This is a genomic window from Lentilactobacillus hilgardii DSM 20176 = ATCC 8290 (assembly GCF_000159315.1).
Classification (GTDB): Bacteria; Bacillota; Bacilli; order Lactobacillales; family Lactobacillaceae; genus Lentilactobacillus; species Lentilactobacillus hilgardii.
In genome coordinates, this window is sequence record NZ_GG669992.1 from 286,684 (window position 1) to 309,223 (window position 22,540).

General features: G+C 38.9%; 27 protein-coding genes. 20 read left to right on the forward strand and 7 right to left on the reverse strand.

Annotated features, from left to right (window positions below):
- From HMPREF0519_RS01365 to HMPREF0519_RS13040, 10 genes are all read left to right on the forward strand, one after another.
- Positions 1–470: SDR family NAD(P)-dependent oxidoreductase (locus HMPREF0519_RS01365; protein ID WP_003633991.1), on the forward strand; the 470-nt coding region annotated here is incomplete at its 5' end.
- Between the two features lie 161 nt (positions 471–631).
- On the forward strand, positions 632–1,324 hold the full coding sequence (locus HMPREF0519_RS01370) for a glycerophosphodiester phosphodiesterase (RefSeq protein ID WP_003556711.1): 693 nt from the start codon (positions 632–634) through the stop codon (positions 1,322–1,324).
- A 297-nt stretch (positions 1,325–1,621) separates the two neighbouring features.
- Positions 1,622–2,713, forward strand: a complete 1,092-nt coding sequence (locus tag HMPREF0519_RS01375) for an ABC transporter ATP-binding protein (protein ID WP_003633994.1) — start codon at positions 1,622–1,624, stop codon at positions 2,711–2,713.
- On the forward strand, positions 2,706–3,668 hold the full coding sequence (locus HMPREF0519_RS01380; RefSeq protein WP_003633996.1) for a carbohydrate ABC transporter permease: 963 nt from the start codon (positions 2,706–2,708) through the stop codon (positions 3,666–3,668). The genes HMPREF0519_RS01375 and HMPREF0519_RS01380 overlap by 8 nt, the downstream gene beginning before the upstream one ends.
- A complete protein-coding gene (locus tag HMPREF0519_RS01385; protein WP_003633998.1) occupies positions 3,668–4,498 on the forward strand; it encodes a carbohydrate ABC transporter permease in 831 nt (276 codons plus the stop codon). The genes HMPREF0519_RS01380 and HMPREF0519_RS01385 overlap by 1 nt, the downstream gene beginning before the upstream one ends.
- On the forward strand, positions 4,495–5,865 hold the full coding sequence (locus HMPREF0519_RS01390; protein ID WP_003634000.1) for an ABC transporter substrate-binding protein: 1,371 nt from the start codon (positions 4,495–4,497) through the stop codon (positions 5,863–5,865). The genes HMPREF0519_RS01385 and HMPREF0519_RS01390 overlap by 4 nt, the downstream gene beginning before the upstream one ends.
- Before the next feature lie 80 nt (positions 5,866–5,945).
- Positions 5,946–6,638, forward strand: a complete 693-nt coding sequence (locus tag HMPREF0519_RS01395; protein WP_003556719.1) for a glycerophosphodiester phosphodiesterase family protein — start codon at positions 5,946–5,948, stop codon at positions 6,636–6,638.
- A gap of 287 nt (positions 6,639–6,925) precedes the next feature.
- The gene (locus HMPREF0519_RS01400) at positions 6,926–7,165 is read left to right on the forward strand and encodes a hypothetical protein (protein WP_003551075.1); all 240 of its coding nucleotides are present in this window, start codon (positions 6,926–6,928) and stop codon (positions 7,163–7,165) included.
- 47 nt (positions 7,166–7,212) lie between these two features.
- Positions 7,213–7,359, forward strand: a complete 147-nt coding sequence (locus HMPREF0519_RS13805; RefSeq protein ID WP_162255373.1) for a hypothetical protein — start codon at positions 7,213–7,215, stop codon at positions 7,357–7,359.
- Positions 7,360–7,435: 76 nt separating this feature from the next.
- Positions 7,436–8,242, forward strand: a complete 807-nt coding sequence (locus HMPREF0519_RS13040; protein ID WP_003634006.1) for a hypothetical protein — start codon at positions 7,436–7,438, stop codon at positions 8,240–8,242.
- Between the two features lie 142 nt (positions 8,243–8,384).
- Here the strand turns inward: HMPREF0519_RS13040 and HMPREF0519_RS14550 are convergent, their stop codons facing one another.
- Together HMPREF0519_RS14550 and HMPREF0519_RS14555 are read right to left on the reverse strand one after the other, a co-directional pair.
- Entirely contained in the window at positions 8,385–8,744 is a 360-nt protein-coding gene (locus HMPREF0519_RS14550) for a helveticin J family class III bacteriocin (protein WP_003634007.1), read from the reverse strand.
- A 41-nt stretch (positions 8,745–8,785) separates the two neighbouring features.
- Entirely contained in the window at positions 8,786–9,352 is a 567-nt protein-coding gene (locus HMPREF0519_RS14555) for a helveticin J family class III bacteriocin (RefSeq protein WP_003634008.1), read from the reverse strand.
- A gap of 360 nt (positions 9,353–9,712) precedes the next feature.
- Between HMPREF0519_RS14555 and HMPREF0519_RS01420 the strand changes: the two genes are divergently transcribed.
- On the forward strand, positions 9,713–10,117 hold the full coding sequence (locus HMPREF0519_RS01420; protein WP_040472606.1) for a phage holin, LLH family: 405 nt from the start codon (positions 9,713–9,715) through the stop codon (positions 10,115–10,117).
- 207 nt (positions 10,118–10,324) lie between these two features.
- Here the strand turns inward: HMPREF0519_RS01420 and HMPREF0519_RS01425 are convergent, their stop codons facing one another.
- A complete protein-coding gene (locus HMPREF0519_RS01425; RefSeq protein WP_003634013.1) occupies positions 10,325–11,551 on the reverse strand; it encodes an IS110 family RNA-guided transposase in 1,227 nt (408 codons plus the stop codon).
- A 361-nt stretch (positions 11,552–11,912) separates the two neighbouring features.
- Here HMPREF0519_RS01425 and HMPREF0519_RS01430 point away from each other — a divergent pair, with 361 nt between their 5' ends.
- The 5 genes from HMPREF0519_RS01430 (at position 11,913) to HMPREF0519_RS01445 (ending at position 15,681) form a co-directional block, all read left to right on the forward strand.
- Entirely contained in the window at positions 11,913–12,332 is a 420-nt protein-coding gene (locus tag HMPREF0519_RS01430; protein ID WP_003634015.1) for a hypothetical protein, read from the forward strand.
- Positions 12,333–12,561: 229 nt separating this feature from the next.
- A complete protein-coding gene (locus HMPREF0519_RS01435) occupies positions 12,562–13,893 on the forward strand; it encodes a dihydrolipoyl dehydrogenase family protein (protein ID WP_003634018.1) in 1,332 nt (443 codons plus the stop codon).
- A gap of 69 nt (positions 13,894–13,962) precedes the next feature.
- The gene (locus tag HMPREF0519_RS01440; protein WP_003634019.1) at positions 13,963–14,232 is read left to right on the forward strand and encodes a hypothetical protein; all 270 of its coding nucleotides are present in this window, start codon (positions 13,963–13,965) and stop codon (positions 14,230–14,232) included.
- A gap of 270 nt (positions 14,233–14,502) precedes the next feature.
- Positions 14,503–14,634, forward strand: a complete 132-nt coding sequence (locus HMPREF0519_RS14560; protein ID WP_003634021.1) for a hypothetical protein — start codon at positions 14,503–14,505, stop codon at positions 14,632–14,634.
- A gap of 264 nt (positions 14,635–14,898) precedes the next feature.
- Positions 14,899–15,681, forward strand: a complete 783-nt coding sequence (locus HMPREF0519_RS01445) for a CPBP family intramembrane glutamic endopeptidase (RefSeq protein WP_040472607.1) — start codon at positions 14,899–14,901, stop codon at positions 15,679–15,681.
- Here the strand turns inward: HMPREF0519_RS01445 and HMPREF0519_RS01450 are convergent.
- The 4 genes from HMPREF0519_RS01450 to HMPREF0519_RS01465 form a co-directional block, all read right to left on the reverse strand.
- Entirely contained in the window at positions 15,678–16,313 is a 636-nt protein-coding gene (locus tag HMPREF0519_RS01450; RefSeq protein ID WP_003634024.1) for an SAP domain-containing protein, read from the reverse strand. The genes HMPREF0519_RS01445 and HMPREF0519_RS01450 overlap by 4 nt on opposite strands.
- A gap of 142 nt (positions 16,314–16,455) precedes the next feature.
- Complete coding sequence (locus HMPREF0519_RS01455; RefSeq protein ID WP_003634026.1) at positions 16,456–16,854, reverse strand: hypothetical protein; 399 nt, start codon at positions 16,852–16,854, stop codon at positions 16,456–16,458.
- A gap of 65 nt (positions 16,855–16,919) precedes the next feature.
- Positions 16,920–17,762, reverse strand: a complete 843-nt coding sequence (locus HMPREF0519_RS01460; RefSeq protein WP_003551139.1) for an aldo/keto reductase — start codon at positions 17,760–17,762, stop codon at positions 16,920–16,922.
- Between the two features lie 22 nt (positions 17,763–17,784).
- Complete coding sequence (locus tag HMPREF0519_RS01465; protein WP_003551141.1) at positions 17,785–18,102, reverse strand: hypothetical protein; 318 nt, start codon at positions 18,100–18,102, stop codon at positions 17,785–17,787.
- Positions 18,103–18,325: 223 nt separating this feature from the next.
- On the opposite strand from HMPREF0519_RS01465, the gene hemH reads away from it, so the two are divergent.
- The 4 genes from hemH to HMPREF0519_RS01485 all read left to right on the forward strand — a co-directional run bounded on the left by hemH (position 18,326) and on the right by HMPREF0519_RS01485 (position 22,535).
- Complete coding sequence (gene hemH, locus HMPREF0519_RS01470) at positions 18,326–19,309, forward strand: ferrochelatase (protein WP_003551143.1); 984 nt, start codon at positions 18,326–18,328, stop codon at positions 19,307–19,309.
- Positions 19,278–20,603, forward strand: coding sequence for an Nramp family divalent metal transporter (locus HMPREF0519_RS01475; RefSeq protein WP_003634029.1), 1,326 nt, complete (start codon positions 19,278–19,280; stop codon positions 20,601–20,603). The genes hemH and HMPREF0519_RS01475 overlap by 32 nt, the downstream gene beginning before the upstream one ends.
- A gap of 16 nt (positions 20,604–20,619) precedes the next feature.
- A complete protein-coding gene (locus tag HMPREF0519_RS01480; protein WP_003634031.1) occupies positions 20,620–21,426 on the forward strand; it encodes a flavodoxin family protein in 807 nt (268 codons plus the stop codon).
- 179 nt (positions 21,427–21,605) lie between these two features.
- A complete protein-coding gene (locus HMPREF0519_RS01485) occupies positions 21,606–22,535 on the forward strand; it encodes a nucleoside hydrolase (protein WP_003634033.1) in 930 nt (309 codons plus the stop codon).
- Positions 22,536–22,540: the final 5 nt, after the last annotated feature.

Genomic DNA, 22,540 nt, shown 5'->3' on the forward strand with positions numbered 1-22,540 from the left:
CCCAATCAAAGGCGGCTGATGCGCTCTTTGCCGTGGAACTTAATAAGCGCGGTCAAAAAAATGGCATACATGCTTTTGCGGTTCACCCAGGACTAGTCCCAGGAACTGAACTCAGTCGATATGTTAATCACGAGCCTTTGAAAAGAGCCTCTTCTTTTGCATTGAATCAACTTGAATTAACACACATTATTAATGCAGGACACTCCATTAAAGCACGTTTTCACCGCCAGTCCGAATATGATTATTTCAAAACGGTTAGTCAGGGCGCCGCAAGTACATTATGGGCAGCCACCAGTGATCAGTTGACTGAGCGGGGCGGCGTCTTCATAGAAGATTGCAATATTAGTCACGCTGTTTCTGCTGACAGTCAATCAAAAGTCGGTGTCCGACCATGGTCGATTGACACCGATGATGCTGCTAAACTCTGGCATTTGGGTGAGAAATTAACCGAAACGGTTTTTCCCATTTAAATCTGTTCATTTGTTATAATTAGTAAACAAAATGTTACAAACAAATGCTTATTTAAACTTGAAACTTTCAGATAAGGTGCTAACATGTACCGTAACAACGTGAAAATCTATGAAAATGATTAATAAAACTTGTTTTTGGAAGGAAGCAAATTATAAATACTATGTTAAAGAAAACATTGATCTTCGGTCACCGTGGCTATCCCCACAAATTCCCGGAAAATTCATTAGCCGGGTTTAAATATGCGATTAACCATGGAATTGATGGGTTGGAATTTGATGTCCATTTAACCAAGGACAACGTTCCTGTCATTATGCACGATGAAAAGATTGACCGGACCACAAACGGTACCGGTGAAATTCGCTCATATACATTCTCTGAATTACGTCAGTTCCAACTTAGTGATGGTCAACGGGTTCCAACTTTAAAAGAGTTGTTGGATATTGCTGATAAGCAACCGGTTCATCTCAACTTGGAATTTAAGACCAATGAAATTCATTATGAAAACATTGAAAAGATCGTGTTGGATATGGTGAAAAACTATGATTTGGTATATCCGGTTATTTATTCATCGTTTAACTTGGATTCACTTAAAATCGCTTATAAGATTGATCCAACTCAGCAGTATTGCTTTTTGTCAGAACATGACATCAAGAATCCTCGTGAGCTGGTCACTAAGGAACACTTGGTGGGTCTTCATTTAAGCCATTATGTGCCAATGAAAAATATTAAAGAGCGGATCTGGACTGTTGATGATCCAAAGATTCAAAAGCATTTGTTCGCGCAAAACGTTGCCGGGATTTTTACCAACAACTTTGAAGCTGCTGAAAAAGTACAATCGGGCTCACTTGCTTAATTGAATAATGATTTTAAAAAAGCTAAGGCAAATTAGATTTTTGCTTTAGCTTTTTTGTGTCATTTGTTTTGCTCCACATACTGGATTAGGACTGCTCCAAAAGACTGATTCCTGCCATACAAGGAGCTAAATCCAAGTTCAGGATTTCCCAATTTGACGCCTTATGCTCCGGATGCTAACCACTTTGATCCGCATACTTGTATATTTACATCACTTTTACACTCCTTCAACACAGGTTTTACATTGAACTGCCACAATAGCTGTGTAGTCAAAATAACTAAGTTGAGGTGAGCGGATGTGTCAATTTCGTTAAGAAATGTTCGAAAGGATTATGATCAACAAACCAAGGTGTTGGAAAATGTTTCAGCTGAAGTACAGACCGGCGAGTTCTTCGTGATCGTTGGTCCCTCCGGCTGTGGTAAAAGTACATTGTTACGGATGGTTGCCGGGTTAACCCCAATCACGGATGGTGAGGTTCGAATAAACGATCAAGTTGTCAATGAATTACCACCGAAGGCTCGTAAATTAACGATGGTTTTTCAAAACTACGCATTATATCCATTTTTGAGTGTCTGGGACAATGTTGCTTTTGGGTTAAAAGCCCGTAAGCTTAGTCAATCCGATATTCAGCATCGAGTCGATAATGCCTTAAAAATGGTTAGTCTATCTGATTTTAGTAAGCGTAAGCCACGTGAATTATCCGGTGGGCAACGACAGCGTGTTGCCTTGGCCCGTGCGGTTGCCAGTGATGCAGATATTTGTTTAATGGATGAACCATTATCAAACTTGGACGCACAACTAAGAATTAAGATGCGTCAGGAAATTTACAATTTACAACGCAAATTAGGTCTCACATTGATCTATGTTACCCATGATCAAGTTGAAGCAATGACCATGGCTGATCACATTATGGTTTTAAACGACCAGCATGTTCAGCAAATTGGTACGCCGTCTGAGATTTATCAACATCCCGCCAATGAATTCGTAGCACAATTTTTTGGAACACCGCAAATTAATATTCTGCCCGCAAAACGTTCCACTCAAAACAATCATATTTTGACCTTTGCGACAAATAATATGCAAGTTGCTTTAAACGAAGAGATCCCGATTGACAGTCTGCGGATCGGTGTTCGCCCTGATGAACTAACCGTTGCGCGAGCAGAATCCGTTGATTCAAATGCAGTTGTTAAAAATACTGAATTTTTGGGTAATGAAACAATTATTTACGCAACTTTAAATAGTGGGGATGATGTTCGAGCCGTCTTGTCCGGGCAGGTTAATTTCAGAGGATATGAACCAATTAAAATTGGGATTGGGTCGCATCTCTTATTCTTTGATAATGATGGGAAACAAATTGCTTTAACAAAGGAGGAAGCTGTCCATGCTTAAATCACCAGCAACGCACTCTTCCACGGCGCCAGTCGCTGCAGATCATACAAAGTCAAAAGCTGAAAAAAGCGAAGCCGGTTTTTGGTTAAATGCAAAAGATAAATACTATGCTTGGATTTTTCTTGGTCCGTCATTATTGATTCTGAGTGTTTTCATTTTTTATCCAATGTTTCGGACACTCTACCTAAGTTTATTTTTAACAAATACGGTCGGTAAGCCAACAGTGTTTGTTGGCTTGTCAAATTATATCAATCTGCTTACTTCAGCTGACTATCTCTCCAGTCTAGGGGTAACGATGGTTTATGTATTAGCAGTGACGGCTATTACCATTGTACTGGGATTGGTTTTAGCTAATTACGCTAGTAAACAATTGGCAGGAATTGGTATTTTTCGAACGTTATTCTCGGCTACAATGGGTGTCTCGGTATCGGTTGCCGCAATCTTTTGGTTGTTTATTTTCAATCCTTCTACTGGATTCCTATCACTTGTCAGCACCTGGCTTCATCTACCACAGATTAATTGGTTGACGGATCCTATTTGGGCCATGCTGGCTGTGATTATTACGACTGTTTGGATGAACCTGGGCTTTACCTTCTTAATTCTACTGGGCGCGATGCAGTCGGTTCCGACAACTTTATATGAAGCGGCCAGCATTGAGGGTGCGACACCTCGCTATCAGCTATTTCACATTACGATTCCAATGATTTCACCAACGCTATTCTTTGTATCAATTATTACTTTAATTGAAGGGTTTAAGAGTTTTGGATTAATTGACTTGATGACTAAAGGTGGTCCAACCAACGCTACCAACATGCTGGTTTACCGAATTTATAAAGATGCCTTTTACAGTGGTAACTATGCACAAGCAAGTGCCGAATCACTCATACTAACGGTTATCATTGCAATTTTCACCTTGATTCAATTTAAAGTATTGGAAAAGCGGGTGAACTACTAATGGAAATTGTTGCCAAACAAAAATTGTCACACAAAATTTTAAATTATGTTTTGCTAATTATTTTGACCGTGGTCGTGTTAGGACCGTTCTTAATCGGGCCTTGGACCAGTCTGCTGCCGACGATGGATATTGCAAAAGGGAATTTCCTAAGCCTACACATTTCCCTGACAAATTACGTTGACGCATTCACACAAACACCGATTTTACAATATTTGGGAAATAGTTTATGGATTTCAATTGTGACAACCATTGCGCAATTAATTTTTTGCTCAATGAGTGCCTATGCTTTTGTTTTTTTGAAATTTAAAGGCCGAAAAGTATTATTTATTCTGTTTTTGGCAACCATGATGCTGCCGTTTGAAGCCGAAATTATTCCTAACTTTATGACCATTAAGGCGATGGGCCTTCTAAATACGTATTCTGCTATGATCGTCCCCTTCCTGACATCGGCATTTGGTACGTTCATGCTTCGCCAATCTTTTATGCAGATGCCTGATGAATTAAAGGAAGCGGCCGACATTGAAGGATTGGGACATTTTCAATTCTATTGGAAAATTGTCATGCCATATAATCGAATCAGTCTCATTACTTTAGGAGCCTATAGCTTTTTGGGAGCTTGGAATCAGTACTTATGGCCAATGTTAACCACGTTCAGCAATGCCTTTCGACCGGTTCAAAATGGGCTTCGGCAGTTGCAATCAGAAGAAACTTTTAATGATTGGGGCATGATTCAGGCAACAGCTGCAATCGTCGTGATTCCAACTTTGATTGTGTTATTTGTTGGTCAACACTACTTCAAATCCGGTATGAATGAAGGTGCTGTTAAATGATTAAGAAACTCGCAGCCTTTTTACGCGCTCACATTTTACCGGTTGTTGCAGTTGTGGTGGTTGTGATTGGCGCAGTTGTTTTCACATCTGCTCATAAACAAACCTCAGCCAAAGCCGGAAGGACCCCCGTTGTTTTATGGCACGAAATGGGCGGGCCTGCAGAGGTTGCTTTGGATCAAATGGTGGATAAGTTTAACAAATCGCAAAGTAAGTACGAAGTTATTCCGCAGTATCAGGGTGCCTATGATGAAGCGGTTCAAAAAATCATTCAAAGTCATGGCTCCAGTGCATCACCCGCGTTGTTCCAGTCCTTTGATATTTCAACCGCTCAGATGATGCACAGCAAGTACACAACACCTGTCCAGAAATTTATCGATGAAGATAACTATGATGTTAGTGATATTTCACCGGTTGCTCGTTCCTTCTATTCTAATAAGGGGAAACAACTGGCAATGCCGTTTAATACATCACAACCGGTTCTTTATTACAATGCCAGTTTGCTGAAGAAATATCATATTACCCCACCTGCCAAATCACCAAGTTATAGTGATGTCACTCGGGTAGCTGAACAGCTATACAAACGATCACATCACCAGGTAAAGGGAATGACAATGGAAATTTATGGCTGGTTAATGGAAGAAGCGTTAGCCAATGCTAAAACGTCATTGGTTAATCACGGGGATGGCCATGTCGGTAACCCAACTAAAATTGATTTAAACAATCCGACAACTGTTAAATATCTAAAATGGATCCGAGCGAATATTAAGTCTGGTGATTTTGTTAACTATGGTTCCGGTGCAAGTGCCGAGACAAATGAGATTGCGGCATTTTTGGCCGGTAAATTGGGTATCTTTGTTCAGTCATCAGCCTATATTGGTCAATTAACAACCGGCAACAAAAATAAGTTGGGTATTTCATACTTCCCACATCCAAATGGTCAAAAAGCCAATGGTGTGGGAATCGGAGGAGCCGCATTATGGATTTCCAATGATAAACCGACAAAAGTCCAAAAGGGCGCATTTGAATTTATTAAATACGCTGAGAGGCCGGATAGCCAGGCCAACTGGCAAAAAGCGACCGGGTATTTAGCGTTGAACAGTCAATCTCAGAGTCAGCCTGCTTTGAAGAGTTTATATGCGAAACAGCCTGAAGCCAAAGTGCCCGGCGAGCAGTTGGCTGCTGCCAAGCCAAATGATACAAACTCGGGAATCTTAATGGAGGGGATGCAACTTACTCGGGAAATGGAAGAAACAGCGATGGAGACGGTTTATGACGGCGGTAGTATTCCAAAGGCTTTATCAACAGCGAGTCAAGGGATGAATACAAACCTGAAGACAACAAATAGAGCAAACGGGGATTATAAGTAGTGTGCGAACCAAAGCGGTTTACGTTCGGAGTGTAAGAGAGAAATTGAGTAAAGGTTGATTAGAAAAGGAGTATCCTCAAAATGACAAACGAAACTTTGATTTTTGGACATCGTGGTTATCCATATAAATTTCCGGAAAATTCGTTGAGTGGTTTTGAATATGCGATCGAACATGGCGTAGATGGACTGGAATTTGATGTTCATTTAACAAAAGACAATGTGCCTGTTGTGATACATGATGAAAAAATTAATCGAACAACTAACGGTCGGGGAAAGATCCGGGAATATACCTACCAAGAATTACAACAGTTCCAATTGGAAAATGGTGAAGCCATTCCTAGTTTGAAAGACTTGTTGTCATTGGCAAGACAGAAACCGGTTTATTTGAATCTGGAATTTAAAACCAACAAGATTCATTATCCAAATATTGAACAAATTGTTTTAGATATGGTCGGTAATTATGACTTGGTCCATCCGGTGATTTATTCCTCCTTTTCTCTACAAACCTTAAAGGACGCTTATCGAATTGATCCCAACCAACAATATTGCCTGCTTTCCAACCATATTCTGAGACATCCAAGGGAACTCATGATTGATGCTCACCTATCAGGCCTGCATCTTAGTCACTACCAACCACTGAGAAATATCAAAGAGCGAATTTGGACGATTGACGATCCTAAAAAGCAGCGTGCGCTTTTAGCGGACCACGTTGCTGGAATTATTACTGATAATTTTGAAATGGCCCGGGATGTTAAATCTAGTGTGTTGGTTTAGAAATTGATAATTAGGTGTTGAGTTTTTGTTAATTTTAAATTCCCTGTCAAAAATCTGATGTAGAAAAACTCATTCTTCTTAGTGTAGGAGGTCTGGACAAAAGTAAAAACAGTATTATAATATTCTTACTCCAAAGCGAAAATCCGATAAAATCAGCGTTCTCTGTAAACTGATTTTATTGGATTTTTTTAAAATAATGTTTTTTCGACTTATATTTCAGTCTGTTTTGCTATACTGTTGAATCTGAGCCATCAAAAGCATATTCTAAAACAAAAGAGCGCTTTTAATTGTATAAAATTAATAAGTTTGACAAAATAAAGGGCTTTTATAGGAGTTCAGAGGATGGAAAGCAATTTTCATACTACCTACAAACGGAACTACAAAAGCAGTTAAAGAAACATGCTACCATGGAGGACAAATCATTTAGCAAAGCTTTAGAAGACCTATTGCTAGATCACTACTTAATTGATCAGGAAATTAAGCAAGCGTACAATGAAGGTTATGATAAACGTAATTTGTTGAAGTGATAAAAACATTGATAACACTGGTGTTTTAGTGGTCAGGGAGAATGAAAATGCCAAATAAAGAACAGTTGAAAACAGTTAGAATTGTCAGTTCTATCCTTAAGGATATCAAGATCATTGCAGTAAATGATCATAAAACAATTCAAGAAGTAGTTGAAAAAGCATTAACTAGATATATTAAAGAGAATGGATATTAAATTTCTAACAAAAATAATCATGAATCTACATTTAAAACACATTAGTCGCTATAGTCCCAAAAGATGGAGAAAAATAATGAAAAAACTTTTTTTGTTAATAATTGGCCTAATTATTGGAAGTGGTATTTACGCTAGTTCTCCTGCGGTTGCAAGTTCTTCATATAAGCTAGTCAATATTAAATATGATAACCAGAAAACGCCAAAACATAACGGCCCGCTATATTATGCCAAAAATCCAAAACATTCAGCTGCGGTTTGGAATTTAAACCATAGTAAAATACGACATCATTTAAAAAATTATCCGAACACGACTTGGCTCAGAAATGCGGTTGCAATTTTTGAACATAATGGCAAAAAGTCCGTTTATTATCATGTGAGTCAAGTTGTTGCTGACAATAAGCCTGTAAAGGCAATTGGCTATGTTTGGCATGGTTACTTGAAACAGGGACATAATCCAAATTTTCAGAGCATCCGTACAGTCGATATTTTGAACTTCTACAATAATCACGAGTATCAGCGATATGTTAAATTATCCCCTTCGCAAGTACTAACTCGCAAAGTAATGGCTCTATTCCCAAATAGTACCGTTTCACTTGATTTAGCCAAAGCTGGTTTAGGGTTAAATTCAGCTACGTATAATATAAGTAATATTGCTTTACCATACGATAAAATAAGTAAGTTAAATGACTTTTTGAATATGCATTCTGATCATCTCTCAATTAATCAAAAATATGTAAGGATTGAGCAACTTCTAAATGCGAATGGTTATGGTGCTGCAACGCGCCGTCATAAACTTATCATCGGGATATACCTATCAAATAAATATCTGCCAATTAGCGATGGGCTTAAAGGGCAGGTGCTTGTCATTGGAAAATCTAAGTAACTAAAAATCTAAGCAATCCTAAAATCAATTACTAAAAGATCTCGTAGCGTTAGTTGTTTTTTCAAAACTAATGCTACGAGATCTTTAATTTACCTGAATAATCCTGGTTTTAATTTTTTAAAGATTAATCTGGATACGCACATCATACCGTAAATTCATTCTTTTTAAATACTTGAACTGTATGCTTAGCTTCACCAGTACCATTTTCGTGAAATTCTACACCAACATATACATTATCTCCATAAAGTTGTACCCCCTCTGTTTCTGCATATTGCACATTATCAACTTGTAAGGCAACCGCTTCATATTTACTCCAGTCCCAATTTCCTTTCAAAATATGAGGTGCTTCAACTTTTCCTCCTGCAGTCCATTGCCCCCCGGTAAGATAAACTTTGAGATCATTTGAGAATTCCATTCCTTGCATAGAATCCCACGGAAAATGGTGTGTAAAATCGACCGAACTGACCAAAGCACCACCATCGGCGCCATGTCTGGTCCGCATTTCGGTTTGTCCACAACTAATATAATTTGTCGTTGATTGATTTAATAACTCATCAATAACATTAGTTTCATAGCATGTAATTTGCCATTTGTCCCCTCTGCAAGGATTGTTAAGTAGCGACCATTACTGGAAAGAGCAGCATCCACTCGCCGTAATGAGAAACGTGCCTTATCTTTATCAGCAAGCTTTCCGGCATGACTGATACTAGCTAATCGTTTTAGAGAAGTAAAACTAACGGGACCACTGTTTGGATCAAATTGTAATTTCCCAATCTGAGTTCCCCAATAATCACCTTTGTAAGTGCTATCTGACGCATGCGTTGTAATCCAGAAAGTTGGATTAACACCACTGTTAGGAATCATATCTAAAGTTTCCCCATGACCAAAATCTGATAGAATCATTTTTTCAGCACCATGTTGAAAATCGATAGTTCCTTCTGAAATATGAGCACGGGAAAGCACTGCTTGCTTTGTTGGACGCTCTCCATATAACTGCAAAGCATATACAAAGTTATTTGGGATATCAAAGTAAGCTTTTTGGACTACATGCGTGCTTGGTAAATTGATAAATGTATACTGCTTTTCAGGTGTTACATTCTTTACTGCCATAATAATTACCTCTTTCTAAATTTAATTTTTTGGATTTAAATCTTCTAATTCCAGAATTAAAAGATTTTCTGTATCAAATCGATTTGACGCTTATAGCTTATCGTGAAATTCAATATAAAAACTGCCACTTAGCTGTCAATTAAGTGCCAATTTACTGACAGGTTGTCAATACAAAAGTCCCATTAATCTTTAACACTAAGATTAATGGGACTCTTGTGTTGTTTTTTGGTGGCTTCTTATGATTAACGATAAATAGGCAGTAATGTGGCAGTGAATTGGCGGTTTTTATCCTTTAATTTGTTTTAGACTAACTCTACAAAATTGATGACCTTGGTCGATTTACAGAAAGAAGAGATAACCGTGTTTAGCCAAGTTTTAAAATGGATCCATTGGGCGGATGCTAATGGACTTTTTACTTTTCTAGCGATGTTGCTACTGGCAATTTATCGATTAATTCGTCCGCTGATTAAGGAAAAAATCAAAACCGAACAAAATCATGAAAAGCTTCAGGCTTTGGCACTAGCTGATCAGTTGGCGGCAACCATTATTCCGGAACTAGTAGTTCTTAGTGAATTAACGGGTGATCAGCGAAAAAAAGAAGCCATTAAGTTTGTTAATAGAAAGTTAAAAGTGCTGGGCCTGTCACTAACCGATGAAACGATTGCGGCAAAAGTTGAGAAGGCTTATTCAGTTTATAAAAATGAGCAGAAAGGCAAGCAAACGTCACGTGTCAAAGAATCTTCAATGATAAATAAACGGCATTAAAGAGTAGTTGTAGTCAAATTATGTGAATCGATAACTATAGTTTTCTACGTAAAGTCAAGTATATTAGGACTCTAAAGTTTTAACTTCTGACATATTTGGCATTATTGCTTTAATTGAGGCGTTTTATTTCTAAATTAGGAGCATCACAAAAGGCTTCAAAGAATTTACTTCTTTGAAGTTAACTTAGGCTATAATGAACCTGATCAATTAATTGCGACAAAAGTCTTTTTGATTATTGTTGGCTACGTTGTAATCATACATTTGATCAGTGATAATCAAAATATAGACCGTTCTAAGCAGTTTATGGATTGAAGCAATGGCAATTTTCTTGAACCCCTTCGTTTGAGAAAATTGCTTTTTTCGTTCATAGTAATCTGCTATATGACATGGACTAGTCTTAGCCGCTAGATCGATTTGTCCAATTGCACGATAAAGAATCTTCCGCGCAACGGCATTGCCGTGCTTAGAGATCCTTAAATTAGAATCTTTTTCCCCTGATTGATATCTACCTGGATCAATACCAACAAAAGCATTTATCTTGTTTGGATTACTGAATCTTCTAATGTCGCCTAATTCGGCTAGAATTCGGACAGCAGTTATTTCAGCGATACCAGGAATGCTCATTAAGATTTCTAGATCGCGATTAGGCAAAGTCTTAGCTAATTTAATCATTGCCTCTGATCTCCGCTCGCGATCAGCTGTAAGCCGTAATAATCTATTGGCGTAATAAACCACTTCATCACGCTCCGGGTCGTCTTGATCAACTGCTGGATAAGCTAAATCCGCGAGATGCTTAAGTTTAATAGCTAGTTTTTGAGCACGGTTAATACCATAACCTTTAAAATCTTTAATTTGCTTAGCGATGGTTGATACTTCAAGATTTCTAACATCTTGGCAGTGCGGAAAGAGCTCAACTAAATACCAGTAATTAACACCTCTAGAGTTATTGAAAATGGTTTCTAATTCTGGAAAAGTTAACTGTAAATATTTATGAAGTCGATTCTTGGAAGAAATAATATCGTGAGTTAATTCCTCATAAGCCCGACTTAAAGACTGCAATTGATGATAAACCTCAGGCTCTTTTCGATTAGGTTGATGCTGATTTCGATCTTGAGCTAGTGCCAAATGGTAAGCATCATTGCGATCGGTTTTATTGCGACGTAAGCCCTGATTAATTTCTTTCTTAGCCTTTAAAGGATTAAGAAGAACATAATCATAATCGTATTCATCTAAAAATCTAGTAATTCTGCGTGAATAAACTCCAGTTGCTTCTAAGATGATTTGTGGATGTTCGGCGTATTCTTTTAGATCTATCAACAGAGTTTTAAAGCCGATAGTATCGTTAGTGATCTTATATTCTCGTGTGGCGCCACTCTGAAGTACACAAACACTGGAATCACGACTACTTACATCTATGCCAAAGACAATGCTCATTTTTAAACCCTCCTAAATAGCTGTTAGTGGTTGGAACGTATTTACTAAGGTAATTATTTCTAATTTTCTAAACTGGACATCAAGTGTCGACATTCTTCGAAGAGAATACTAATTACTAAGTAAAACTGCCTGTTTTAAGGACGACGTCAAGCGTCTAAACTTCTTACGGCATATAGTTTCACCACTATTTAAAGTTTAGAACAAAACTAAAATAGTGAATCAAATATCCCGTCGGATAATCGATTCACTATAAAGCTTAGAATGTTTTAAGGGCTTTATACGGAATTTAACTTGCATAAACGAACGAACGTTTGTACAATCAAAAGCAACGAACAAACGTTCAGAAAAAAGGGGGATTATTTTGAGTACTGAAACAATCAATCATCAGATTAATCAGGGAGCAACTATAAAAAAAGCCAAACAATTTTTGAAAGAGTACGACTCATGGCACTTAACAACCCTTAGATTAAGGCAAGCGTCACAAATCAGAGTTTTAAGTCCTGTAGAGGAAAAACAGTTGGCCAAAGCATCTTTTGAATGCCAAGTTCGTCAGAAGACTTTGGATGTCATGCGTGAAACAGATGATGTCAGTAGTCTTTTGGCAGACTTATTAAGGTGGCGTTATTTATGTCATTGGACAGTTCCTAAAATCTGTCAGCAGTTAGCTGACAAGTATCAATTGGGCTATCTTTCAGAAAGGACATATATGCGTTACCAGAATCATGCGATTCTTAATTTTGCCATTCTTTGTCCAATAGATTTGTTAATACAGAAAAACTAAGCATTCTTTTATATGGTTAATTTAGGGAACTATGGAACCTTCCTCACAAAAACAGTGGTAGGAAATCAAAAAAATCAGAAACGCTGATTTAACATGGATATAATTTAGATATATTTAATTTTTGTATCTTACTCTTCAATAGCTTACAATTAAAGAGTGAATTAATTGTGTGCAATAGAATGGTACTTATATCTGATTGATTTCTAATTTTAAGACTGGAGGCAATTTTATGGCAAATCAATACGATTATGATGTTTTATATCTCGGCAGTGGTCACGGGACTTTTGATGGAGCGATCCCCCTTGCGCATTCCGGTGTCAAGGTTGGTATCATTGAAGAAGATATGATTGGCGGTACCTGTCCGAATTATGGATGTAACGCAAAAATCACATTGGATGCACCTGTGGCATTGACTAGGGAAGTTGAACGGCTTCAGGGCGTTGTTGAAGGACAATTATCCATCAATTGGACCAAGAGTGAGGCTCACAAGCAGGATGTCATTAAGGGCTTGCCAGGAATGATTGGCGGCTTACTTAAGGATTCCGGTATTGACGTGATTCATGGGAAAGGGACCTTTAAGGATAATCATACGGTATTAGTTGACGGGCAACCGAAGACAGCTGAAAAAATTGTCATTTCAACCGGATTGCGTCCACACCGTTTGGATATTCCAGGAACCGAATTGGCTCATGATAGTCGTGCATTTATGAGTTTAACCAAATTGCCGAAACAGATTGCTATTATTGGTTCCGGGTACATTAGTATGGAATTTGCGACTATTGCCAATGCCGCGGGAGCCGATGTTGCAGTTCTCATGCATGGTGACCGAGCACTTCGAAACTTCTATCACCCTTATGTTGCCCAAGTTGTCAAAGATTTGGAGAAACGAGGGGTTAAGTTCGTAAAAAATGCCGGCGTTTCTTCGTTTAAGAAATCCGGTGATCAAGTTGAAGTCCATTACGGGGATGATCATGCCTTAACTGTTGATTGGATTCTGGATGCAACCGGCCGAATGCCAAATGTTGAAAAAATTGGTTTGGACGAAATCGGGGTTAAATACAACCGACACGGAATTGAAGTCAATGATTATTTACAAACCAGCGTTGATAACATCTATGCTTCAGGAGACGTGATTGATAAAGCACAACCTAAGTTAACGCCAACGGCCATTTTTGAATCGACTTACTTATCTAAGCGTTTTTCAGGGCAAAGCAATGATCCGATTAACTATCCGGTTATTCCATCCGTTGTCTTCACGTCACCGCGAATTGCCAAGGCAGGCCTTTCCGTAGAAGATGGTAAGGAAAAGGGTTATCAAATTGAAACTAACTACCTACCGGATGATTGGTATCGTCAAGTTGATAATGAGACCATGGGTGATAATTCATTGGTCTTTGATAAGCAACATCATTTGGTGGGCGTGACAGAGGTTAGCGAACAGGCTGAAAATGTCATTAATACGTTATTGCCGGCAATTGAATTTAAGTTTGGACCGGCAGAACTGGGTAGACTGGTCTACTTGTTCCCATCAATTGGTTCCTCTGCATGGGCACAATTGTAATGAGATTGATGTCAACTACAAGAGGGATTAGTTAGGTCTTTTTCTTAACTTGGAAAGGAAGTTGTGGCGATGGCACTATTTGATAATCGTAGGGTTGATGGGATCATGGCAGATCGTGGATTAAGCGACCTGAGTGAAGAAACTAAAACCCATGTTGAAGCGATTTTAAGCGAACTTGATAGTAAAAAATTATTGCGAGACAGTGACACTGCTAATTTTACCGATCGCTCAAATCAAGAAAAAATTGGTTTTTTACGTGCAATTATGGAACAAAACTGGATTTTGATTGCGCAGAACGAAAAGCTTTTGAAAGTATTGAATAAGGGTAAAACAAGTTAATAAAACCAGAACAAAAAGCTGCCGGTGATTAACGCCAGCAGTTTTTTGATTGAAAGACTGATGATTATAAGAAATAGTGGTTATTAGCGGACTTCTTTAATGACATATAATAGTTTCCGCCCTTTGATAGTAAATTAAACTTAGAGATAAAATATGACGGGCAAAGTAAGGGATTACCCTCAACCTCTTTTCTTTTGTTTAAGCCTATAGGCAGTTCTCGCAATATGCGGTACGCTTCTTTTAACTTATTATAGAGGGAGTTGGCAAGTCTTGGCACAAAAAGTGTGGTTTATAACCGGAACTTCAACCGGTTTTGGAAAGAGTCTGGTGGATGAGTTGATTGCTCAAAATGAATTGGTTGTAGCGACTGCTCGAAATAGTCAAAAAATCGATCAGTGGTAGGGTAATTCAAATGTTTTAATCGCTCAATATGATGTTGAAACGTGGCGACAGTTATCTGCCAGTTTGGATTATGATCACGAGGATGATTGGAAATAAAATTTTTTCGATTCGTGGGTTAATGGGTTACGACTAGAGGCAATTATTTTGCGGCCCTTTTTGTAACCTCAAATCAGTTTGAATAAGAAAATACTGTTATTTGTTTCTTAATTAATCACAAAAGCGATAAAATTTAAGCAAGTAAATTAGAAAAGAATGTGACTCGTAGTGAAAAAGCAGAATTGGGTTAACATCATCATTATAATCGGGTTGACGTCATTAATAATAATCGCTTTACCAATATTAACTCGGCCGTTAATGCACCAACTTCAAGCGTTGGACTGGTTTTGGGTGGTTGGTTTACAGGAGTTACCGACAGTTGTTATTGCGTGGATACTTAACTCCTTCTACATAAAACAGGCTGTTTTTTATCGGCCTTCCGGGTCCTTTAAAAGTCTTGCTTTTATTTCAAGTCCCATTTTGATCCTTCTTCTGGCCATTACTTGGTCAATCACGTTTTTCTATCAAATATCTTTTAAGTCCTTAATAGCATTGTGGCATATTCTAATCGGGACCACCTTTATTGGTATTTCTGAAGAATATCTCTTTAGAGGACTCATTTTTCCCCAAATTCTTAAGGCAATCGGCACTTGGACACATAAGGATCTCTATTCAGCCATTGGTATCTCCAGCCTCTTGTTTGCCCTTATCCACGTTTTGAATTTAACGGGTCAGGATCTAACTGCCACGGTTATTCAGATGGTTAATGTTTTTTCGATAGGGTGTCTGTTTTGTGCCATCTATATTCGATCGGGTTCACTATTATTGCCGATTGTTTTTCACAGTCTTTGGAATTTTGGTATTTTCGGTTTAGACGGCGCGATATTGACACCGAGATCTATTTTCTGGATGATTATCTTTAACACTATTTTATTAGCAATTACGACATATGATTTGCGTGAACAAAAGTTAAGTCAACGTGATATCTGGATTGAAAAACTGGTGAGTTAATGATTCTTTATATGATAAGGCTTAATATCTTCAGAAAACTGATCCAATAAGCGGTCATGATACTGTTTGGACCCTGTAGAATGTTTAACGTGATGCCAAAGAATGGCTGCAACTTTCATTTTTCTATTAAGTTCATGGCTTTTCGGGCTGTTACAGAAGCCCTTAACAAAATTATTCCATTGATAAGTCTGTTCTTCTGGAAGGTCCTTTAACCAAGTTTGTTTTGAATCCGTCATTTCTTTAGCCCGATTAATCAGGTCACCTACTGTGATTGATAAATTCTGATCGGCTTCGGCTTTTCGTTTAATAACAGCCATTTCTTTTGTGAACGAAAATTTTTTGACATTAAAGTAGGTCGCAAAAAATTGTCGAGCCTCATTGTTAAATGAAAATCCGGACCCAACCAGTGGTGTATCCAGGCTGATTTCAGACATTTTAAGCGAAGGCGCTTTTTGATAAGTTCTTGCTGGCTTTATCTGGTTAGCAGGGATGCCGGATAAGAAGCAATCAATGTAGTGATTTAGTTCAGCCTTAGTTCCTTGGGTCGGCAACCCGTAGTTTCGACAGATCTTCACTAAATCAGTTTTATAAAAATAAGTTTCTTTAAATGTTTTTTGTGTGAGTTTGGTCATAATATCCTTTCAACTAATGATTGGCTTAACAGTGTTGATACCCTATTATAGCTTTTTCAACAGCACAAAAAACCAGGAATCCGAATAAAACGGGTCCCTGGTTTTAACACAAACAATAGAGAAGAGAATGGAGTTTCCCTTCTTATTTGGCTCTCGTTAAACTAACTGTTAACACATTATTTTTAGTCGTATTGTAACTTGCCAATATACCGTTAACGACATCGGATGCCGGTCCATGGGTCGAAGTTGAACGGTGATACGTATTAATCCAAGTTCCCAATGCATCAAGTCCAAACTCGAATCCTTCGAAGACCTGCATGTAGGTTGAAGATTGAGGAGCAGGTGTGATAATCGTGATCTTTTCAACCCGTTGTTCTTTAATTTCCATAGTAAGATTGATTTCATCCGTATCAAAGAAAATTATTTCCCCATCACCGGACGTGGTTGGCAATTTATAATTTTCAAGCCGCATGTTTTCATTATAAACACGTGAAACGTAGTCGTAAGTTCCGAGGTCGGTTGTTCCTAATTCCTGTGCCATTATAAAGGCCCCCTTTTGGTGATTATTATAAGGGAGCTAAGACAAATTAAGGGATAAATCGACTTCTATTCAAACTCTTCATAGACATTTGGATCTTGTCCGTCAACTCGACCGTCCTGCTTATTCAGACCATTGATTTCCTTGACTTCTGCAGGTGTTAATTCGAAATCAAAGATAGCCAAATTAGCGCGTTGATGGTTTAAATTTGTTGATTTTGGAATTGGCACAATTCCCCGCTGAACGTGCCATCTTAAAATGATTTGACCAACATTTTTATTGTATTTTTGAGCTAATTTTTGAATGATTGGTTCCTTTAGAGCGGCACTGCCACGACCTAACGGACTCCATGCCTCAGTGAGAATACCGCGTTTTTTATCTTCTGCAAGCATTCTTTCCTGAACCCAGTAAGGATGAATTTCAATTTGATTAACCGCCGGTGTGACACCTGTTTCCTTGATAACACGATCAAGATGTTCCGGCTCAAAGTTTGAGACGCCGATTGAGCGAATCAAGCCCCGCTTTTTTGCATCGATCATTGCTTGGAAGGCTTCAACGTAATGATCACGTTTAGGTAGTGGCCAATGAATCACATACAGATCAAGATAGCCAACGCCTAAGCGATAAATTGATTCCTGGATTGCCTTGGTGGCCTCATCATATTCATGGTACTTGCCCGGAAGTTTTGATGTGACAATGAATTGCGAACGGGGAATACCGGATTCACGGATCGCTTCACCGACAACGCCTTCGTTATCGTAATTAGTAGCTGTATCCAAAGCACGGTAACCGTCTTTAATTGCGGTAAGAATCTGTTGGACGCCTTCACCGCCACGGATTTGGTACGTTCCCAATCCAAGTGCCGGAAGCTTGTAGCCATCGTTTAATGTAATATCTGGAATTTTAGCCATAAATGATTTTCCTCCTAATAAGTTAATGTGTGTTTTTTGGATGATTATTCGAATTTGGATCGTTGTGGTCTTCTGATGACTGATCGTCTTTTGATGGATCGGCTATTTTTCTAACAGTCAAATACCAGCCAACCTGCATCGATTGGTTTGGATTAATGTATTCAGCGCTCAAGTGATAGTATTTGGCATATGGGCTTTGATCTTCTAATAAGCGTTTAACGGTTAGCGCATCTGAGCGACTATCGAAACGTAATTCGCTATTAGTGCTGTAATTACTATGCTTATCGGGTTCGTTATAAGCCTTGTTAAAAAAGTCCAGGAACTGTTCGGATTTATTCACAATTGATCACGTCCCCCCTCTATATCTACCATTGTACTCAACAATTCAGGTGAATGCGATGGATAAGTCATGATTCTTGAAAACAATCTTGGAAATTTTCACTTCCCGGCTAAAATAAAATTGTAATCGTTTTTGCTTAAGCATAGAATTCAAGTATGCAATAGAATTCATAAAAGCGTGTTGAAGCAGTACCACTTATACTATACGAAAGGGGCGTTTGATAATGGTTAAAAAGGGGTTGCTATTGGTAAACTTGGGATCACCGGTTTCGCCCTTGAATAAGGACGTTAAAGCCTATTTACAGGAATTTTTAAGTGACCAGCACGTTGTTGAATTGCCGAAATGGTTTTGGCAGCCTTTATTAAGGGGGATTATTTTACCAACCAGGACTTGGCGTTCAGCTACCTTTTATCAGCACATGTGGCGAAAAGGCGGGTCGCCGTTAGTGATTTATACAAAGATAATGTGTGAGAAAATTCAAAAAGAGCTTACTGATTGGGATGTTCAGTATGCGATGACGTATGGAAAACCGGATATTGGTCAGCAGTTACATAAAATGAAAGAAGCCGGTGATGACCAGATCGTCGTCCTGCCGTTGTTCCCCCAATATACAAAAAGTACGCATGGCGGCATTATTCAACAAGTGGCCGATTCTGGGATTAAAGCAACAATTATCAAGAGCTTTTATCAATATCCGCAATATCAAAAGCTATTGGCCCATCAAATCGATCAATCCTATCAGCAAAAAAATTACGATGCAGTGATTTTCAGCTATCATGGCATTCCTACAGCCATGGTTAAACATGGAGATCCCTATTTAAAAGAGTGTCGTGAAACAACGGCGGCAGTTACAAAATTTTTACAGTTACCTCATGAAAAAATCAGGATGACTTTTCAGTCCAAATTCGGACCAATGCCGTGGCTAAAACCATACCTCAAAAATACGTTGATGCAACTAGCGGCGATGGGAAAGCGAAACGTTTTGATTGTGACACCGTCATTTGTTGAAGACTGTTTGGAAACAATCGAAGAAAACAATGTTCAGAACTATCAAACCTTTCGGGCAAGCGGCGGTCGGGTATTTGATGCGGTGCCACCCATGAATGCCAGCGATGCATTTTGTAGCTTCCTTGCAGAAATCAGTAAGAATCAGTTAGTGCAGGATGGGGGTGGCTATGATGAACGAGCAAAAGAAAAAGAGTCTTGATGAAATTAATGAAAGTGTCGATGTCCCTAGTGTTTATGAAACATCTTTTGTGCAAAAGTTTTTGGCGTATAGTGGTCCCGGCGCGTTGGTTGCGGTTGGTTATATGGATCCCGGTAATTGGCTGACCTCATTGTCAGGAGGTAGCCAGTATCGATACAAACTGCTGTCTGTCCTATTGTTATCAATTTTAGTGGCGATGTTTATGCAAACGCTGGCCATAAAACTTGGTGTCGTAGCTCGGCAGGATTTGGCACAGGCTATTGCGGTAAAAGTACCGAAGCTTGTCAGATACGTTCTATGGATTATTAACGAAATTGCCATGATGGCCACTGATATGACCGGAGTCGTCGGAACTTCAATTGCGTTACGGCTTCTTTTCGGCCTGCCATTAGTTTATGGTATTTTATTGACTATTTTGGACGTTTTAATGGTCTTGTTATTTTTAAGGTTTGGTATTCGACGGATCGAATTTATTGTGCTGACAGCTATCATGATTGTCGGTGTTATTTTTGGTATTGATGTTTTTCGGGCGCATCCGGCGTTTGCTGGCATTTTAAATGGTCTGATTCCAAGTCCACAAATTTTAACAACTCACCGTGAACTGATCTTAAGTCTTGGTATTATTGGGGCAACGATCATGCCCCATAATATTTATCTGCATTCGTCACTGGCTCAGAGTCGCCGTTACGATCACAATAACCCTAAACAGGTTAATGAAGCATTACGGTTTGCAAAATGGGATTCCAATGTTCATTTGGTAGCCGCCTTTTTAATTAATGCTCTGTTGCTAATACTGGGAGGGACGTTATTCTTTAATAAAGGTAATCAGTTGACTGCTTTTCGCGATGTTTATGAGGGGTTAAAAAATTCAGCTATTGTCGGTTCACTGGCCAGTCCACTGATGAGTACCTTGTTTGCGTTTGCGCTTTTAATTACCGGAATGATTTCTTCGATTACCAGTACGTTATCAGGCCAAATTGTTATGGAAGGCTATTTAAACATTCGCTTGCCGCTGTGGGAAAGACGGTTAATTACCCGATTTGTGACATTAATTCCGATTTTGGTGATTGGTTTTATTGTAGGGTTCAGTGAACAAACTTTTGAGGCAATGATTGTATTTGCCCAAATTGCATTATCGATTGCACTGCCATTCACGCTTTATCCAATGGTGGCATTAACGAGCAATCGAAACCTTATGGGAAGCCATCGTAATCCGGCATGGATAACAATATCAGGATATGTATTAACAACGATCATCATGGTTCTAAACGTTGAGTTTATGTTCAGTATCTAACAGGTTTACTTTGTAATTGGAAACTGAGAGAATTGAAATAAGTGACTGGGGGGATTGTTTTTTGAAAGTGTTAGGAATTCTGGGTGCCCATCGAAAGGATGGTATTACCGAGAAAATGTTGGCGACTGTATTGGCTGGTGTTGAGGCCCCGAACCAAACAGACATTATTTACTTAGAAGATTACCCGTTTAAACCGGATCGAAAGGACCAGCAGGATCCGGTATTAAATGAGTTGGAACAAAAAATGCTCAATAGTGATGTCTGGGTTTTGGCGGCACCGACTTATTGGGGTGGCCTGGCAGGAAAAATGAAAGATTTCTTTGATTGTATGAGAGAACGACTGGTTCGGATTGATCATTTAGGCGGGACGCATCCTGACCGATTTAAGGACAAACATTATTTAAACATAACGGATTGTTACACCGGCGCATTCGAAAATTGGGTAACAGGTGTGACCGATCAAAGTTTTCGGACAATTGACAAGGTCATGTCGGCGGCCGGTGTCATTAAATTACATGAACTGGTGCTGACAAACACGTATGGCATGTCAGAACTGCCTGAAAGTAAAAAACAGACATGTCTCGAATGGGGCAAACGTCTGAATTCTGTTAGAAAAAGAGATGATAGCACTGTGAAAAGATACATTGAATTATTCTTTATGATTGCATTTATGGCATTTGTCACAATGGGGATCCAGTTTGGGTTTCATTTAGTTCCACGTCAGGGCTTTTGGATAAGTTATCTGTCATTTGTGTTGATTTTCTATGTTTTGTTAGGATCAATTCTGCATTTCTTCACGGTCGTTAAGCATCGGCGCCGATAACAATAAGTTAACTGTATGAACGGTTACATTCAGCTTGAGAACTGTTAGTGGGGGCAGACGATGCTTTCAAAAATAACAGATTCTCAGGCTATTTATTTATCGCTTGGAAACTGGGCATAGGATAAGGTATGATTCTCATAACGGGATGTTACTGGATTTAACAACTAGGAGGGGTTCTTTTGAAAAATGTTTATTTTGATCATGACGGTAATGTTGACGACCTTGTTTCACTATTGCTATTGCTTCAGATGCCGGATGTTCATCTGACCGGTGTTGGTGTAATCGATGCAGATGGTTATATCGAACCGGCTGTTGACGCTTCTAGAAAAATAATTTCCAAATTTGGCCGTCATTCAAACGTTAAGGTGGCGGCTTCGAATTCTCGAGCGGTACACCAATTTCCAAAAGAGTGGCGGTTGAGTTCATTTTCATTTGATGCGTTTCCGATTTTAAATGAACATGGTTCTGATAAGGCACCGATTGCCGATAAGCCTGCACATCTGGACATGATCGATAAGATTCAGCAGGAAGATGAAAAAACAACTTTAGTTATGACTGGACCGTTAACGGACTTGGCTCGGGCTTTGGAAGTTGATCCAACAATTGTTGATAAGATTGAGCGACTTTATTGGATGGGCGGCACAATGAGAACCCAAGGAAATGTTTTGGAGCCTAAGCACGACGGCAGCGCAGAATGGAACGCTTACTGGGACCCTTATGCTGTCAAAACAGTCTGGGATTCAAGGATTAAGATGCAGATGGTAGGTCTCGAGAGTACCAATCAGGTGCCACTGAATGCCGATGTGCAGCAACACTGGGCTAATTTGCGTCGATATCCGATGATGGACTTGATTGGTCAAGGATATGCACTGGTTTCGTCTTATGAAGCTAATTCAACTTATTATCTATGGGATGTTTTGACAGCCATTGCCAGTCAATATCCTGAAATTGTCCAGACTAAAGATGTTAAGGGCGACGTAATTGTTAATGGACCAAGTGCGGGTAAAACGTATGAAAGCCAAAACGGCCGACCGATTAATTTAGTAACCGAGGTTAAAGCCAAAAAGTTTTTTGATAAGATTGATGCCTTGTTAACACGGGAAGCGTAATGTTA